The following is a 16,894-nucleotide window of genomic DNA, read 5'->3' as shown; positions in this document are numbered from 1 at the left end:
AATGCAAGAAAAAAAGATCATTCAGGACTATACTAAAGAGGAGTTGGCAGAATTTATCAAACCTGCATTCCGTGTCAAACAGATATACTCTTGGATCTATCATAAGTATGTAGATTCTTTTGAACAGATGAAAAATCTGCCTAAAGAGATGAAAGAGCAGTTGGAAAATGAGTATACGCTTACTCCTCTGAAAACAGTGATGGTCCAAAACTCTAAAGATGGCAGCCGAAAATATCTTTTTGAACTACATGATGGTCATACGATAGAAGCAGTACTTCTTTTGATGAGAGAGAAGGAGTATCATGAGGATGGATCATTAAAACATCATGAACGTTATACTGTCTGTATCTCATCCCAGGTAGGGTGTAAGGTAGGATGTGCTTTCTGTCTGACGGCAAAGGGTGGATTTGTACGTGATCTGACCCCGGGAGAGATCGTTGAACAGGTAAGAATGATCAAGAAAGATAATGAAATTGATGCCAACCGCCGTGTCAATCTTGTATATATGGGAATGGGAGAGCCGCTTGACAACCTTCCTGCTGTTGCCAAAGCTGTCAAGATATTTGCTGATCCTGACGGTATGGCGATCTCACCGAATAGACAAACGATCTCAACTTCAGGTCTCAGTTCCAAGATTGAAAAGCTAGGTAAAATGGACCTTGGCATTAATCTGGCAATCTCTTTACACGCAGTTGACGATGTGTTGCGTCAACAGTTGATGCCGATCAATAAAGCTTACAATATCAAGTCTATTATTGATGCAGTAAAAAACTTTCCTGTCAATGCAAGAAAGAGGGTGATGTTTGAGTATCTTGTGATCAAGAATGTCAATGATGACATCGAGTCGGCAAAGAAGCTTTTGAGTCTGCTTGAGGGTATCAAGGCGAAAGTGAACTTGATCTATTTTAACCCGTACGGCGGTACGGAGTTTAAAAGACCGGATGAAAAAGACATGATAGCTTTCCAGGAGTATCTGGTTAAACGTGGACTTTTGTGTACGATTAGAGAGTCAAAGGGACTTGATATCTCTGCTGCTTGTGGACAGCTCAGAGAGCAAGAGTTGGAAAATAAACAGTAAGGAGATAAAATGGGTCTTTTGGACGTTGCGCAATTGGGTTTGATTGTTTTGGTTGCAGTGATAGGTGTGGGTTGGTTTGTCTACGAAGCACGTAGGGATAAAGACAAGTAGGGTAGGTTAAATACCCTACGGATTGAACTTTCTTTTTTCTTTGGGATGAATACACTCTTTCATCGACTCAAAATCTGTTTTACTTTCTATATGAAATTTTGAACCATACTCAAATGTGAGGCTTTGTGCATGCAAAAGCAATCTTGATGCACCGTGTTCTACCATACGTTCTTCAAAGGTTTGGGTAAGGTCCAGGTAGTTGCTTGTAGCCTCAAATGTAGCACCGTAGATTGGGTCGCCCAATATTGGATGTTTCACGTGAAACAAATGTATACGTATCTGATGGGTTCTACCTGTATGCGGATAACAGGCTACAAGTGTGGCATCCAGTTTTTCATCATACTTGAGTGGTATAAAGTCCGTATGAGAAGGTTTGCCGTGTTCTTCATCGACAAAGACTTTATGCTTGGTCACATCGTAATTTCCATTTACCAAGATCGGTGCAGTGACACTGAAAGGTTCTGTCAGTTTTCCATCCACCCAAGCCAGGTAGGACTTTTTGATCTTTTTGGTTTCAAAAGAAGTTTTCAAATAAGCCTCGGATTCTTTATGTTTACTTGCCAGAAGCAGACCTGACGTTTCCATATCGATACGGTGAGCAGCATTGGCATCATCCCCGGCATGTCCTCTTATTTCATCAAGCATAGAGTAGGGGGTTGCCATGGTGTTGGGGTGAACTAAAACACCTGAAGGTTTTTCAAACACCATAAAGTCTTTATTGTGAAAGAGCGGTTTTTCACCCTGTGATTTAGGGCGGAAAAAGACCATCTCTATTTCTCCTTGGATAATGTTTCCCGGGCGGAACATCGACTCCCCATTGATCAGGATACGTCCTTTGGAAATATGTCTTTGTGCTTCACCCTGCGTATAGCCCAGTGTACGCATCACATAGACAAAGGCTTTAGTCGGTTCACTGATATAGAAAGTTTCTTTTACGAATGGCATAAGATAGGTTTACCTCGTTATCTGTTGATTATGACGTTTCTGGAGCAAAGCTTCATAAACTACGTTTGACACTGAGTCCACTTCAGCAGTGTGCTCATACGACTAGTCGCAGTTTTAACGGCAATTTTGATAGAATTCTATCATAAAAACTACAGGGCTTATAAGGTGCCCTATAACAGGATAGAGTTATGGTAGAAAGATATGCAAGACCGGAGATGGTTGAAAAGTGGACGCAACACGCAAGATATGCAGCATGGCTTGAAGTAGAGAAAGCAGCTGTAAAAGCTTGGAATAAACTTGGACTTATTCCTGATGAAGATTGTGAAAAGATAGTAAACAATGCTACTTTTTCAGTCGAAAGAATAGAAGAAATCGAAGCGGTTACAAAACACGACTTAATTGCATTCAATACAAGTGTAGCTGAATCACTAGGTGAAGAGTCTAGATGGTTTCACTATGGTATGACAAGTTCAGATGCAGTTGACACCGGTGTTGCACTTCAGATGAGAGATTCTTTAAAAATCATTATTGAAGATGTCAAAATGTTAATGGAGTCTATCAAAAAGAGAGCCGAGGAACACAAATTTACATTGATGGTAGGAAGAAGCCACGGTATTCATGGTGAACCTATTACATTTGGTTTGACGTTAGCTGTCTGGTATGATGAGATGGCAAGACACCTTAAAAACCTTGAAGAGACGATGGAAGTGATCTCTGTAGGACAAATCTCAGGTGCGATGGGTAACTTTGCACATGCACCGCTTGAACTTGAAGAGTATGCAATGGCTGAACTTGGATTAAAACCTGAGCCTTGTTCAAACCAAGTAATTCATAGAGATAGATACGCTAGACTTGCTACGGCTTTGGCACTCATGGCGTCTTCTGTTGAAAAGTTTGCTGTACAAGTAAGACATCTGCAAAGAACTGAAGTTTATGAAGCTGAAGAGTATTTTGCAAAAGGACAGAAAGGGTCTTCTGCAATGCCACACAAAAGAAACCCAATCCTGACTGAGAACATTACAGGTCTTGCAAGAATGATCAGAGCATACTGTATCCCTGCGATGGAGAACGTAGCACTTTGGCATGAAAGAGATATCTCTCACTCTTCTACTGAGAGATTCTGGCTACCTGATTCGTTCATCACATCTGATTTTATGCTTCACCGTATGAACAGTGTCATTGCAAATCTAACGGTAATGCCAGAGAATATGATGAAGAACCTGAACCTTACAGGTGGACTTGTATTCTCACAAAGAGTACTGCTTGAACTTCCAAAAGCAGGTGTGAGTAGAGAAGATGCTTATAGGATCGTTCAGAGAAATGCGATGAAAGTATGGGAAGAGATCCAGCAAGGTAAACCGACAACAAATGAACAGGGTGAGTCACTTTATCTTGGTCACCTCTTGGCTGATGAAGAACTTAGAAGTAAACTAAGTGAAGAGCAGATCAGAGAGTGTTTCAACTACGATTACTATACGAAAAATGTTGATGCGATCTTCAATAGAGTATTCAACAAATAGTCTAATAATACACATCTAGCATAGATTTTTTCGCTGTACTTAGGTACGGCGTTAAAATATATAATAAAAAACTATAGATTTCAAATCCCAAAAACAGTTCAAAGTGTAACTTAAAATCTTCTTTTTATTGGATACTTTTTTCTTGAAATCTTCCCTAGCTACCTACTTAACGGGGATTGAAAAAGTATCATGAAATCTTATAAAAAAAATGCCTAAAAATGATACATATTTTCATAGTTATACAAGCACAAATTGAGTAAAATCGAATTTATTATTACTGCATAATACAGACTTTTTAGGGAAGAAAAATAAGAAACAAAGTATTGTAAATTACTCTGTATTACTATAGTACAGTAAAAAAAGTTAAATATTTCAGGAGTCAAAATGGTCAGAGTTGTAAAGCGAAACGGAAGAGTAGAAACATTGGACGTGACGAAGATCCAGAAGTATACATCTGCAGCGATCGAAGGGTTGGATGGTGTAAGCCAAAGCGAACTGGAAGTTGATGCTAAGTTACAGTTTCGTGACATGATCCATACAAAAGAGATCCAGAAGACACTGATAAAAACAGCAGTTGACAAGATTGACATAGACAGACCCAACTGGACCTTTGTGGCTGCCAGACTGTTCCTCTATGACATCTATCATACAGCAACAGGATTTACCGGTTATAACCATCTTCGTGAATATTTTGAACGCGGAGAGAAAGAGGGCCGTATCGTACTGGGATTGAAAGAGAAGTATGACCTTAATGACCTTAATGATTATATTAAGCCTGAACGTGACCTTCAGTTTAATTATCTTGGGATCAGAACACTCTATGACAGATATCTGATCAAGGATAGAGAAGGGAACCCTATAGAACTTCCGCAGCAGCTTTTTATGGCCGTGGCAATGTTCCTGGCTCAAAATGAATTCGATTGCCAGACTTGGGCAAAGAAGTTCTATGATATTTTGAGTAAGTTTGAAGTTATGGCTGCAACGCCTACACTGTCAAATGCCCGTACACCAAGACACCAACTCAGTTCATGTTATATCGGGTCTACACCGGATAATATTGAGGGTATCTTTGATGGATACAAAGAGATGGCACTATTGTCAAAATTCGGTGGCGGTATCGGTTGGGACTGGTCGCTTGTGCGTGGTATGGGATCTTATATCGATGGTCACAAACATGCAGCCGGTGGTATCGTACCGTTCTTGAAGATCGCTAACGATGTAGCGATCGCAGTTGACCAACTTGGTACACGTAAAGGTGCGATCGCAGTATACATAGAACCGTGGCATGTGGATGTGAAAGACTTCCTCGATCTCAAAAAGAACTCAGGGGAAGAGCGCCGTAGAGCACATGATCTGTTCCCTGCACTTTGGTTGAACGATCTTTTCATGAAGCGTGTGGACGAGGATTCTCAATGGACGCTTTTTGACCCGTTTGAGGTTCCGGAGCTGACAGAGCTTTACGGAGAGGAGTTTGAAGCACGTTATATAGAGTTGGAAAATTCTGATGATAAGATCACCAGAGAAGTAATCTCTGCAAAAGGGCTTTGGAAACATATCCTCAGAAGTTACTTTGAATCAGGAAGCCCGTTCTTGACATTTAAAGATGCAGCAAACAAAGCCAACCCGAACAAGCATGCAGGTGTAATCAGAAGTTCTAACCTTTGTACAGAGATCTTCCAGAACACCTCACCAAACCATTATAAGATCAAGTTGACATTTGAAGACGGTTCGGTGGAAACCTATGAAGAGAACGAAATGTTAACTGTTGACAGTGGTATGACCAAACCTGCGAAGAAAGTGACGGCACTTGACAGTCTGAATGGTAAACAGGTATGGATCACAGATAAAGAGAAGAGTGACGGGGAGACAGCAGTATGTAACCTTGCTTCAATCAACCTTGGGCGTGTCAATACTCCTGAAGATATGGCTAGGGTTGTTCCAACAGCTATGCGTATGCTTGATAACGTCATCGATCTCAACTTCTATCCGTTGGCAAAAGTGAAAAAGACCAACTCGAAAACAAGAGCAGTCGGCCTTGGTGTAATGGGTGAAGCACAGATGCTTGCAGAAGCGGGCATTCACTGGGGAAGTCATGATCACTTTGAGAAGATCGATGAAGTGATGGAAGCAGTTTCTTATTATGCGATCCGTGCATCATCGGATCTTGCTTTGGAGAAAGGAAAGTATCCACTGTATGAAGGTTCGGATTGGTCAAAAGGTATACTCACGATTGACAAAGCGAACGAAGAAGCATGTAAACTGGTAGACAGGGGTGGACTCTTTGGATATAGCTTTGACTGGGCAGGGCTTAGAGAGAAAGTAAAAACTGACGGTATGAGAAACGGTTACCTTATGGCAGTAGCTCCGACAAGTTCTATCTCGATCTTGACAGGAACAACACAAGCGATCGAACCGGTGTATAAACGTAAGTGGTTTGAAGAGAACCTTTCAGGGCTTATCCCTGTTGTTGTGCCAAATCTTTCTCCTGAGACATGGGGCTACTATACGCCTGCCTATGATCTGGATCAAAGAATACTTATCAGAGCAGCAGCGATACGTCAGAAGTGGATCGATCAGGGGCAGTCGCTTAACATCTTTATTACGCTTGATAAAGCAAGTGGTAAATATCTTAACGATATCTATATGGATGCATGGAAGTTTGGTCTGAAGTCAACGTACTATCTAAGAAGCCAGTCACCTGAGTCTTCTAATGATGTAGAAGACAGATCTATGGAATGTGTAGGTTGTCAATAAGAGTTGTAAGTCAACACTGTAGTTTTGTATAAAAATATTTCTTGAGGGTTTTCATTCCTTTTCTTACGTACGAATAAAGAAAAGAAAATGAACCCAAAAGAAAAAAGTATAAACTGTTAATCCAGAAAACTAATCTCCCTGTAAATTTAAAAAATACCTGCCAAAACAAATTTGAATTTTGTTAAAAATCTATAAAACCCTAAAAATCCACATAAATATACTTAGAAGCTAAAATAAGCAGTTTTAACTAGTTTTTTAACCTCTGGTATTAAAAAATAAAAAAAGTGGCTTATTTCAACTGTATTTTGGTGATTAAAATAATCTATTTTAATCACCATTTTTTATGTTGTCTTTGATTGCGTATTTTGGAAGTCTTGTTTTTTTCAATTCGATCAACTATGAGAACCATCGAACGATTTTGCATTTGATCGCGGATGTGAGAAATAAAAAAGTAAAAATATAATTTGACTACACGATTGTTACACAAAAATAGATTAAAATATAAATAAGAAGGGTTGAGGGACCCCGGTATCTTCTCCCAATCGGGCACTTAAACCTTCCTTCGAGACAGTTTTCATACCAACACTGCATATTCCCTTTATGCATCCTCCTTAAATTAGATGTGAATTGGAAAGCTGTCTCATTTATCTCCCCACCCATGCATTTTTTTAGAGATGATTACATCATAATGTTCAAACAGATCATCGATGGTATTGGTAGCAACATAGTAGTTTTTTTCCAGCAGTCTCTCCCAGCTATATCGTTCTTCATCACCTCCGTGAGGTACAAAGAGGAGAATATTTCCGGAATTTCTGAGTATTTCATGGGCTTTATGCAGGAAATCGTCTCTTTGATCAACAGGGAGATCCAATGTTACAAAAAGGAACTCATAGTGTTTTCCCTGTATCAGATACTTGGGTCGTCTCAAAGAGAAATCGATAATTCTTATCCCCTCTTTACCATCAAATTTCTGCTGTAATTGATCACAAAATGCTTTATCTGTAGCATTGATCTGATAGTGATAGGATTTGGCATGACAATAGTCATAAATACACTGTGAAAGCTCCAGGTTATTATCACTGAAATGCACTACCGAAGTGGAAGGGTAGGGCCCGATGATCTGTAGCAGTTTTTGTAGTTTGTCTAGTTCTATTTGCTTCATAGAACAAGTCTATACCATTTGAGATAAAATCGGCTTAAAATGAGAAGAGGAAAGGTAAAAGAATGGTGAAATAGGTAAGATTTTTACACACTTGCCGGTATGAGAAAAATTGAGGTTAAAAGTGTATAATATTTTAAAAATATAGTTATCAAAGGTAGTGACGATGTTGCGTAAGAAGATATACAATCCTGAGTCAAAAGAGAAGACAAAAGAGCGTAAGATATTCGGAGGAGATCCTACCGGTATCTTCGAACTTAATAACATTAAATACCAATGGGCATACAACCTTTGGGAGATGATGCTGAATAATACATGGTTCCCTAAAGAGGTCGATATGACAAGGGATGTGAATGACTATAAAAATCTCACGTCTGATGAGAAAATGGCCTATGATAAGGTATTGGCGCAATTGATCTTTATGGACTCGTTACAGACCAATAATATTATGGATAACATCAACCCATATATGACATCTCCTGAGATTAACCTGATCCTTGTTAGACAGGCTTTTGAAGAGGCGCTGCATGCACAAAGTTATGCGGTAATGGTAGACAGTATTTCGACCAATTCCGATGAGATCTATGAGCTATGGCGTAGAGATATGATGCTTAAGTCTAAAAATGATGCGATCGCAAAAGTGTATCAGGATCTTACGGATAATCCAAGTGACCGCAATATCGTTAAAGCGATGTTTGCCAACCAAATTTTGGAGGGTATCTATTTCTACAGCGGATTTGCCTACATCTATACTTTGGCACGTTCGGATAAGATGCTCGGATCTGCACAGATGATCCGTTTTATCCAGAGGGATGAAGTAACTCACCTGCTGATCTTCCAAAACATGATCAACTCTATCAAAAAAGAAAGACCGGACCTTTTCACCCGTGATCTGATTGACGAAGTGTATGATATGTTCCGTTCAGCAGTGAAGCTTGAATCTCAGTGGGGTGCTTATATCACGCAAGGACAGATCCTCGGACTTACTGATGCGATCATTGAGCAGTATATTCAGTATCTTGCAGACCAGAGACTGCATGCTGTCGGACTTGAGAAGCTTTACAATGTTGAACATCCGATCAAATGGGTTGATAACTTCTCCAAATTCAACGATCAAAAAACCAATTTCTTTGAAGGTAATGTGACGAACTACTCTAAAGGAAGTCTGGACTTTGACGATTTCTAGGAAAAAGTTGAATGAGTATGGGGAAGCAGAAGATGGAAGTTGTTACTCTACAGCTTCCGACTCACCAGCGTTATCATGAAAATCTCGATGCACTGATCACTCTTGTGGAGTATCACAAGGATAAAGATCTGATCGTAGCCCCTGAGGTATGTCTCACAGGATTTGACTATGCCCATATGGATACGGTAGCAAAATTTTCTATCCTGGCACTCAAAAGCCTCAAAAAGATCATCGATAACCAGATAATGGTATTGACACTGGTCCTAAAAGAGAAAGATCAGTTTGTCAATCAGGCCGTCGTGATCCACAAGCATAAAGTAATCTACAGACAAAACAAAGTTAAACTTTTCACTCTCGGGGAGGAGCAGAAGTATTTCAAAGCCGGTCCTTCCCGTGCTATAAAGCCTTTTGAGATAGATGGGGTGAAATATGCTTTGTTGATATGCTTTGAACTTCGGTTCAAAGAGTTATGGAAAAGAGTGGAAGGGGTGGATGTGATTATCATCCCCGCACGTTGGGGTCTGCCGCGTAAAGCACACCTTGAGGTATTATCCCGTGCTTTGGCCGTGATGAACCAGTGTTATGTGATTGTCAGCAACAGCAGCGATGGAGATATGGCAAAATCCTCCAGTATCATCTCTCCTAACGGCGAGGTGATACAAGAAGATACTTCTCTCTCTGTTACCGGAATGATAGATTTTCAGGAAATTAAAAAGATGAGACGCTATATCAATATGCAGTAACTTCACTCCTTTAATACGATTTTTGATAAAATTTCATCTAAATAATATAATCCCCACGGGTATCGAACAATGACAAAAGAGAGAAATCTGCACAAACTTGTAGATGAGATAGAAAAACAATTCCCCCTAGAGCCTCATGTGAAAGCGGCATTCTTATCTGTAGACAGAGAAGCATTTGTACCAAATGGTTTTAAGCACTTGGCATACACGCTTGATGCATTGCCAATGGTGGCCTCGCAATGGATATCTTCACCCCTTACCGTTGCCAAGATGACACAGCATCTGGAGCTTAAGGGTGTCGATTCTGTACTTGAGATCGGTTGCGGATCAGGTTATCAGGCTGCGATCTTGAGCAAAATCTGCCGAAGAGTCTTTACGATAGAGCGCATTGATGAGCTCCTCAAAGAGGCTAAAAAGCGTTTCTCTGCTTTGGAGATGCATAACATCTTTACCCGTTTTGATGACGGACAGAGAGGATGGAAGCAGTATGCTCCTTTTGAGCGTATTCTCTTTTCTGCTACAGCCAAAGAGATCCCCGAAATACTTTTTGAACAGTTGGCTGAAGGGGGTATCCTCCTTGCACCTGTAGAACAGGCAGAAAACTACCATATCATTACCCGTTACTACAAAAAGAACGGACGTATCACTTCTGAGACGATAGAGCAGTCACTCTTTGTACCTATTTTAGACGGTACACAAAAGTAGCAGGACTGAGGCCCATCATAGAGCCTTGTATCTGCGCCTCTTTCTCTTTTTGTTTTGCTTTTCCATCCCTTTTATAAACCTTATGCTATGATTTACAAAACTGTAAAGAGGAGAGTGGATGGAAACGTTGATGAAGCCTGCAGAGTATGCTAAGGAGCTTGGTATCTCCAGGCAAGCGGTTTATGCAAAGATCAAAAAAGGGTTATTGACAGCCAAAGAGGTAGAGGGAAAGCTTTACATCGTAGTTGACACCAAAACTGCTGCACAGGCGGCTCCGCAAATCTCACCTTTACAAAGTACCCAAAGTAAACCCGAAAATCCTTCTTCCTCAAAAAGCAAAGCAATTCCCCAGGAGTATCAGAAGCTTTTGGCAGCCAAAGATGAGACCATTGCCGTACTCAAAGAGACCGTAGAGGATCTAAAAGAGAGCAACAAACAGATCTCTACCACACTGAAGGGGGAGATAGACTTACTCAAATCAGCATTTTCTGAGATGCGTTCTTTGTATGTGCATCGTATCGAGCAGCTGAAAGAAGTACAGATAGCTTCTTCAGAGGAGGAAATCCTCGAGGCTGATGTCAAGCACCCGGAGCAAGCGGAAACACTGCAGGAGTGGATCGGGACCAAACGCTTTTTAAGGCAGCAAAATGTTATCAAAGAGAAACAAAAAGAAAAAATCCTCAAAAAACTCAAAAAAGCCTATAAAAACGGGGATGAACGTCTAAGTAAAATCGACGGTAAACTGAAGATCGATGCGACAAAAGCGTATGAGGATATCTTGAGCTGACGATTTTAATTTTTTCTTATGGTGTGATGTGTTAACCTCATAAAAATGCAAGGGGTGAAGATGAAAACTATTCAATCCAACCGTCTATCTGATACACGCTATGTAGTTTTACTATTACTTTTTTCTCTCTTTCCTTCGTTTGCTGCAGCATCTTCAGTCTCTTATCAGGAGTCTGCTTCAGAGGTGATGATGGGGACATTCGAGTCCGGACAAAGTGAGCGCTTTTTACAGGATATTTATACCCAGCTTTATTTTGTTCCTGTCTGGACGACAGAAGATTCTATCACCTCCCTGGCCACAGCTCTTTTTGAGAAGATCGCTAGTGACCGGACACTTGATCCCACAAGTATGCTTAAAGAGGATAGCCTGATCTTGGAAAAGGATGCCAAAGTACTTTATAGCGGTCATGCCACCTTGAAAGAAAAGGTCGATCTTGAATTTAGGATCTCACGGCTTTATAACCGCTATGCAGAATATTCGCTTTATGGAAGTATCAACTGGGGTGCCTTTGATGCACAGCTTTATAATCTTAAAGCCGAGAGTATTACTGCGGGATGGGTCCCTTACAAGCCCCAGACTGACCCTGTCACACTCTTGCAGGAAGCGATACTGGAAGGAAGTCTGAATGAGGCTTTTGCAGGTGCAGAACCAAAGAGCTATCACTTCAGAGAACTCAAACAGAAACTGATAGAATATCTTGAACTTCAGGCTAAGGGCGGTGAGTGGAAGCCTATCCCTTATAGCAGTGTGATCAAGCTGGGTAAAAGTAATGAGACTGTCCCACTGATAAGAGAGCGTCTAAAGGCTCTTGGAGACTATAAAAGGTGTGAAGTGGAGTCTACGCTTTATGATGCTTGCATGGAAGCTTCAGTCATTGCATTTCAGCAGCGACACGGTCTGGAGAGTGACGGGGTGATAGGCAAGCAGACGGTGCAGTTTCTTAATATCCCTCTACAGGAACGTATCGATACGATACGGCTCAACCTTGACCGTATCAAGTGGCTGATCCCCCGCTGCACTGCCCGCCATATCATCATCAATATCCCGGCATTCAGGCTTTTTATTGAGGATAGCGGTGTACTGAACCTTCAGATGAAGGTGATTACGGGTAAACGCAGAAACCCTACACCGGTATTTTCAGATACCGTTGAAACTGTCGTGCTTAACCCAAATTGGAATGTGCCTAAAAGTATCATCCAAAAAGAGATGATCCCCAAACTGCTTAGAAATCCCAATGCATTGCGCAAAGAGAGGATAAACATATACACAGGATGGGGAAGGGATGCACGAAGGATAAGCGCAGGTGATGTAAATTGGGCGAACTACCGTTATACAAAAAACCTGCCGTTTCGCTTTGTCCAGCCACCGGGCGATGACAATGCACTGGGCAAGGTAAAGTTCCTCTTTCCTAACCGTTTTTCAGTCTATATGCACGATACTCCTACAAAGCCACTCTTTAGTAGAACTTCACGGGCTTTCAGTCACGGATGTATCAGGCTGGAACAGCCCCTTGAGATGTTAAGGTTCTTCTCAGAACTCAATGCTAACATTGACTATGTTAAGGCACTGAAAAAGCTGGAAGGCAACCGCAACGAACATATACAGCTGCAGGTACAGGTACCCGTGGATGTGGTTTATCTGACAGCATTTGTTGATTATAATGGCACCCTTCAGTACAGGCCGGATATATATCTCTATGACCGGATGCAGCTGTCAACATTGAGAGAGTGGTAAGGAGAGTCATGGCATTTGAGTACGCAATTGTTCTGACCGGAGGGATCGCTACCGGCAAAAGTACGGTAGCAAAGATATTTGCCGAATATGGATTTAAGATCATTGATGCAGATGATATCGCACATGAGGTACTTGATGCACAGCACCCTCAAATCGTAGGGATGTTCGGAAGCGGTTTTGTTAAAGAGGGGAAGGTTGACAGGAAAGCCCTTGGAGCTGTAGTGTTTGCGGATAAAGAGAAGCGAAAGCAGCTAGAGGCACTGTTGCATCCTCTGATCTATGAGGAGATCGAAGCAGCATCATCAAAACTGGATGAACTGAAGATGCCTTATCTTGTCGATATTCCGCTCTTTTTCGAGACGGGCCGTTATCCTATCAAGCGTTCTTTAGTGGTATACACTACAAAAGAGCAGCAACTCAAGCGGCTTATGCAAAGAGATGGGTATAATACGCAAAATGCGCTCCAGCGGATCGAAGCACAACTGCCGATCGATGAAAAAAGGGACAGAGCTACCTACGTGATCGACAATACCGGTGACCTTGAACACCTAAAAGCAGAGTGTGAGCGCGTGATCGAGAAGATAAATAGTGAGGACTGGAGAGATGAAAGTAACTAAGTATTCGGGTAATGGAAATGACTTTGTCATATTTATCGCCCAGGAAAAAGCCGATAGAAGCGAACTGGCTAGAAAACTCTGTCACAGACAAAACGGTGTTGGGGCTGACGGGATGGTAGTGGTATTGCCTCATCATCAGTATGATTTTGAGTGGGAGTTTTACAATGCGGACGGAAGTGTTGCTGATATGTGTGGCAATGCTTCACGCTGTGTGGCACACTTTGCTCATGAAAAAGGGATCTCCAAGAACGGTGTCTCAGAGTTTTTGACCGGGGCTGGAGTGATCCGTGCAACGATCAATGGAGTTTATGTGGTCAGTGATATGGTTGCTCCAAAGATCATCAATACCAATATACAAGAAGACGGTGAGACCTGGTGGCTGATAGACTCAGGCGTTCCACATTTGGTAGTAATCAGAGAGAATATCGAACACTTTGATATCGAGCAGGCAAGACGCTTACGTCATAATTACAATGCCAATGTGAATATCTGCAAGTATGAAAATGAAACGCTTTATGTGCGTACCTACGAGCGCGGGGTAGAAGATGAGACCCTTGCGTGTGGTACAGGGATGGTAGCATGTTATATCCGTCATCACAAAGAGGGCATGCTTGAAGGGCAGGTAAGAGTCCAGCCTAAAAGCGGGGATGAGCTCTATATAAGTTATGAAAACGGTGTCTACCGTTTTGGCGGAAAGGTGACTAAAACCTTTGAGGCTGAGGTCTTTGATATCTAGAACGACAGCTACCTTCTTTCAATGCCTTGGGGTTTCCCGGGCAAAGATATTTTTTTAAGTATTTCCTCGGTATAATTCGACTCTTTTCAAATGTGATCGCGTAGCTCAGTTGGTAGAGCACTACCTTGACATGGTAGTGGTCGTAGGTTCAAGTCCTATCGTGATCACCATTCTTTTTATTTCTAAAACCTTATCCTTTTTTTTATCATTAGCTAAAGTACGCTTCTAATATTAATTCGTTATAATTTCACCTATAAGAAAAGATGTCCTGATCTGATAAAAATTGTATCTGGACAGTGCTATAAAGAGGGGGAAATGCAGTGACAAATATCATACTATGCGGGGGAAGTGGAACCAGGCTCTGGCCGGTAAGTCGTACACTGATGCCCAAGCAGTTTGTCAAACTCTTTGATAATAGATCACTTTTCCAACTAACAGTTGAACGCAATGCCAAACTATGTGAGTCACAGTTCATCGTCTCCAATGCAGAGCAGTACTTTTTGGCTCTCGATCAACTCGAAGAACTTCCCCACACCGATACTGAGTATCTCTTGGAGCCGGTAGGGCGCAACACTGCCCCGGCGATTGCTTTGGCATGTATGGCCCTGGATCCCGAAGAGATCGTACTTGTTACTCCCTCAGATCACCTGATCAAAGATCGTGAGGCCTATAGCAAAGTCATAGAACAAGCTCAGCGATTAGCCTTTGAAGACCATCTGGTCACCTTTGGTATCACCCCAAAGTATGCAGAGACAGGCTTTGGCTATATCGAAGCAGAGGGATTGGATGTCAAAGCCTTTCATGAAAAACCCGATAGCCAGACTGCGCAAATGTACCTGGATGCCGGGAATTACTACTGGAACTCGGGAATGTTCTGTTTTAAAGCAGGGATATTCCTTGAAGAACTGAAAAAATACGCGTCCTCGATACATGAAGCCTCGCAAACAGCCTTCGAAAATGCAGCCAAAGAAGAGATGATCCGCATCAAACATGATGATATGCTTTCTATCCTAGAAGAGAGTATCGACTATGCGGTCATGGAAAAGAGCGACAGGGTGAAAGTCGTTCCTGCTGATATTGGATGGTCTGATCTGGGGAGTTTCGATGCCCTTTATGAAGAGCTTGACAAAGACCAAAACGGCAATACGCTTAACCCCAACCATGTTTCTATAGGGAGTAAGAACAATCTTATCTATGGAAATGAGAGAAAGATCGCTACGGTAGACATCGAAGATACGATCATCGTAGATACGGGTGATGCCCTGCTGATCTCCAAGAAAGGATCTTCCCAAAAGGTCAAAGAGGTGGTGGCTGAGATCAGAAAGAACACAGAGCTGCACCATATCCATCTTACCGGGCACAGACCATGGGGGACCTACACGGTTCTCGAAGAGAATGACGGGTATAAGATCAAGCGTATCGAGGTCAAGCCGGGCAAACGTCTCTCACTGCAAAAGCACTACCATCGTAACGAGCACTGGATCGTGCTCAGCGGAAGTGCGACGGTGACTGTAAATGATGAAGAGTATATCGTCAATCCAAATGAATCGACCTATATCAAAGCCGGAGATATCCACAGGCTGGAAAACAAGGGAAAACTTCCTTTGGTGATCATCGAAGCGCAGGTAGGCGAGTATACCGGGGAAGATGATATCGTCAGATTTGAAGATGATTTTAAAAGAGTGGAGAAGTAAATGACAGAGAAAAAAGTAGCCCTGATCACAGGTGTCACGGGGCAAGACGGTTCATATTTGGCAGAGTTCCTACTTAAAAAAGGGTATATTGTTCACGGGATCAAAAGACGAGCATCCCTGTTCAACACGGACCGTATCGACCATATCTATCAAGATCCACATGTAGAAAACAGAAACTTTATCCTTCATTATGGAGATATGACAGACTCTTTGAACCTTACTCGTATCATCAAAGAAGTGCAACCTGATGAGATCTACAACCTTGCTGCGATGAGCCACGTGCATGTATCTTTTGAAACACCGGAGTATGTAGCCAATGCCGATGGTACAGGAACTCTAAGGATCCTAGAAGCAGTTAGGCTCCTTGGACTTGAGAAAAAGACCAAGATCTATCAGGCTTCCACTTCAGAGCTTTACGGTAAGGTTCAAGAGACGCCACAGAGTGAAACCACACCGTTCTATCCGCGTTCACCTTACGCCGTAGCTAAGATGTATGCCTACTGGATCACTGTTAACTACCGCGAGGCGTACGGTATGTTCGCATGTAACGGGATACTTTTCAACCACGAGTCTCCGGTGCGTGGTGAGACTTTCGTCACACGTAAGATCACAAGAGCAGCTTCCAAGATCGCACTGGGCTTACAGGACAAACTCTATCTGGGTAACCTGGATGCCAAACGTGACTGGGGACATGCCAAGGATTATGTGAAGATGATGTGGATGATCCTTCAGGCTGATGAACCAGAAGACTGGGTGATCGCTACGGGTAAAACCACTACGGTAAGAGATTTTGTAAGAATGGCATTTGGGTATGTGGGGATTGAGCTTGAGTTCAAAGGTGAAGGGGTTGATGAGGTCGGTATCGTCAAGTCTTGTTCAAACCCGGACTATCAGGTTGAAGCAGGTACAGAAGTAGTAGCTGTAGACCCTAGATATTTCAGACCTACAGAAGTAGACCTTCTTCTGGGAGATCCGACAAAAGCAGAGCAAAAGCTTGGCTGGAGCAGAGAATACGATCTTAAAGAGCTTGTTGATGACATGATGAAGAGTGATCTAAAACTCATGACCAAAGATCAGTATCTCAAAGATGGCGGCTATACCATCATGAACTACTTTGAGTAGGAC

General features: G+C 42.0%; 14 protein-coding genes and 1 tRNA gene. 13 read left to right on the top strand and 2 right to left on the bottom strand.

Annotation, left to right across the window (positions count from 1 at the left end):
- Position 1: 1 nt before the first annotated feature.
- Positions 2-1,078 (top strand): dual-specificity RNA methyltransferase RlmN, encoded by a 1,077-nt coding sequence (rlmN, locus tag PGH07_RS10295; RefSeq protein WP_289414389.1) that lies wholly within the window; start codon positions 2-4, stop codon positions 1,076-1,078.
- 126 nt (positions 1,079-1,204) lie between these two features.
- Here the strand turns inward: rlmN and PGH07_RS10290 are convergent, their stop codons facing one another.
- A complete protein-coding gene (locus tag PGH07_RS10290; RefSeq protein WP_289414388.1) occupies positions 1,205-2,134 on the bottom strand; it encodes an RluA family pseudouridine synthase in 930 nt (309 codons plus the stop codon).
- A gap of 188 nt (positions 2,135-2,322) precedes the next feature.
- Between PGH07_RS10290 and purB the strand changes: the two genes are divergently transcribed.
- Positions 2,323-3,654: an adenylosuccinate lyase gene (purB, locus tag PGH07_RS10285; RefSeq protein ID WP_289414387.1), complete on the top strand. Its 1,332-nt coding sequence runs from the start codon at positions 2,323-2,325 to the stop codon at positions 3,652-3,654.
- Positions 3,655-4,038: 384 nt separating this feature from the next.
- Positions 4,039-6,408: a ribonucleoside-diphosphate reductase subunit alpha gene (locus tag PGH07_RS10280; protein ID WP_289414386.1), complete on the top strand. Its 2,370-nt coding sequence runs from the start codon at positions 4,039-4,041 to the stop codon at positions 6,406-6,408.
- Between the two features lie 640 nt (positions 6,409-7,048).
- On the opposite strand, the gene PGH07_RS10275 is transcribed toward PGH07_RS10280, so the two are convergent.
- Entirely contained in the window at positions 7,049-7,570 is a 522-nt protein-coding gene (locus PGH07_RS10275; protein WP_289414385.1) for a hypothetical protein, read from the bottom strand.
- Between the two features lie 163 nt (positions 7,571-7,733).
- Here PGH07_RS10275 and PGH07_RS10270 point away from each other — a divergent pair, with 163 nt between their 5' ends.
- From PGH07_RS10270 to gmd, 10 genes are all read left to right on the top strand, one after another.
- Positions 7,734-8,753, top strand: coding sequence for a ribonucleotide-diphosphate reductase subunit beta (locus PGH07_RS10270; protein WP_289414384.1), 1,020 nt, complete (start codon positions 7,734-7,736; stop codon positions 8,751-8,753).
- 11 nt (positions 8,754-8,764) lie between these two features.
- Entirely contained in the window at positions 8,765-9,496 is a 732-nt protein-coding gene (locus PGH07_RS10265; protein ID WP_289414383.1) for a carbon-nitrogen hydrolase family protein, read from the top strand.
- Between the two features lie 69 nt (positions 9,497-9,565).
- Positions 9,566-10,201 (top strand): protein-L-isoaspartate(D-aspartate) O-methyltransferase, encoded by a 636-nt coding sequence (locus tag PGH07_RS10260; RefSeq protein WP_289414382.1) that lies wholly within the window; start codon positions 9,566-9,568, stop codon positions 10,199-10,201.
- A 118-nt stretch (positions 10,202-10,319) separates the two neighbouring features.
- A complete protein-coding gene (locus PGH07_RS10255; RefSeq protein WP_289414381.1) occupies positions 10,320-10,988 on the top strand; it encodes a DUF3972 domain-containing protein in 669 nt (222 codons plus the stop codon).
- 60 nt (positions 10,989-11,048) lie between these two features.
- Positions 11,049-12,722, top strand: a complete 1,674-nt coding sequence (locus tag PGH07_RS10250; protein ID WP_289414380.1) for a L,D-transpeptidase family protein — start codon at positions 11,049-11,051, stop codon at positions 12,720-12,722.
- 8 nt (positions 12,723-12,730) lie between these two features.
- Positions 12,731-13,339 (top strand): dephospho-CoA kinase, encoded by a 609-nt coding sequence (coaE, locus tag PGH07_RS10245; RefSeq protein WP_289414379.1) that lies wholly within the window; start codon positions 12,731-12,733, stop codon positions 13,337-13,339.
- Positions 13,326-14,075, top strand: a complete 750-nt coding sequence (gene dapF / locus PGH07_RS10240; RefSeq protein ID WP_289414378.1) for a diaminopimelate epimerase — start codon at positions 13,326-13,328, stop codon at positions 14,073-14,075. The genes coaE and dapF overlap by 14 nt, the downstream gene beginning before the upstream one ends.
- A gap of 94 nt (positions 14,076-14,169) precedes the next feature.
- A tRNA-Val gene (locus PGH07_RS10235) sits at positions 14,170-14,245 on the top strand.
- 150 nt (positions 14,246-14,395) lie between these two features.
- A complete protein-coding gene (locus tag PGH07_RS10230; RefSeq protein WP_289414377.1) occupies positions 14,396-15,769 on the top strand; it encodes a mannose-1-phosphate guanylyltransferase/mannose-6-phosphate isomerase in 1,374 nt (457 codons plus the stop codon).
- Positions 15,770-16,891 carry a GDP-mannose 4,6-dehydratase gene (gene gmd, locus PGH07_RS10225; protein ID WP_289414376.1) on the top strand — a complete coding sequence of 374 codons (1,122 nt, stop codon included), beginning with the start codon at positions 15,770-15,772 and terminating at the stop codon, positions 16,889-16,891. It abuts the gene before it with no gap.
- Positions 16,892-16,894 lie beyond the last annotated feature (3 nt).

This window comes from Sulfurovum zhangzhouensis, from assembly GCF_030347965.1.
Taxonomy (GTDB): Bacteria; Campylobacterota; Campylobacteria; order Campylobacterales; family Sulfurovaceae; genus Sulfurovum; species Sulfurovum zhangzhouensis.
This window is presented reverse-complemented; position numbering and strand designations above follow the sequence as displayed.

Coding starts and splice junctions, on each gene's coding strand:
- PGH07_RS10290 (WP_289414388.1), bottom strand. CDS start 2,134: ATGCCATTCGTAAAAGAAACTTTCTATATCAGTGAACCGACTAAAGCC.
- PGH07_RS10265 (WP_289414383.1), top strand. CDS start 8,765: ATGAGTATGGGGAAGCAGAAGATGGAAGTTGTTACTCTACAGCTTCCG.
- PGH07_RS10275 (WP_289414385.1), bottom strand. CDS start 7,570: ATGAAGCAAATAGAACTAGACAAACTACAAAAACTGCTACAGATCATC.
- PGH07_RS10255 (WP_289414381.1), top strand. CDS start 10,320: ATGGAAACGTTGATGAAGCCTGCAGAGTATGCTAAGGAGCTTGGTATC.
- coaE (WP_289414379.1), top strand. CDS start 12,731: ATGGCATTTGAGTACGCAATTGTTCTGACCGGAGGGATCGCTACCGGC.
- dapF (WP_289414378.1), top strand. CDS start 13,326: ATGAAAGTAACTAAGTATTCGGGTAATGGAAATGACTTTGTCATATTT.
- PGH07_RS10260 (WP_289414382.1), top strand. CDS start 9,566: ATGACAAAAGAGAGAAATCTGCACAAACTTGTAGATGAGATAGAAAAA.
- PGH07_RS10250 (WP_289414380.1), top strand. CDS start 11,049: ATGAAAACTATTCAATCCAACCGTCTATCTGATACACGCTATGTAGTT.
- rlmN (WP_289414389.1), top strand. CDS start 2: ATGCAAGAAAAAAAGATCATTCAGGACTATACTAAAGAGGAGTTGGCA.
- PGH07_RS10270 (WP_289414384.1), top strand. CDS start 7,734: ATGTTGCGTAAGAAGATATACAATCCTGAGTCAAAAGAGAAGACAAAA.
- gmd (WP_289414376.1), top strand. CDS start 15,770: ATGACAGAGAAAAAAGTAGCCCTGATCACAGGTGTCACGGGGCAAGAC.
- PGH07_RS10280 (WP_289414386.1), top strand. CDS start 4,039: ATGGTCAGAGTTGTAAAGCGAAACGGAAGAGTAGAAACATTGGACGTG.
- purB (WP_289414387.1), top strand. CDS start 2,323: ATGGTAGAAAGATATGCAAGACCGGAGATGGTTGAAAAGTGGACGCAA.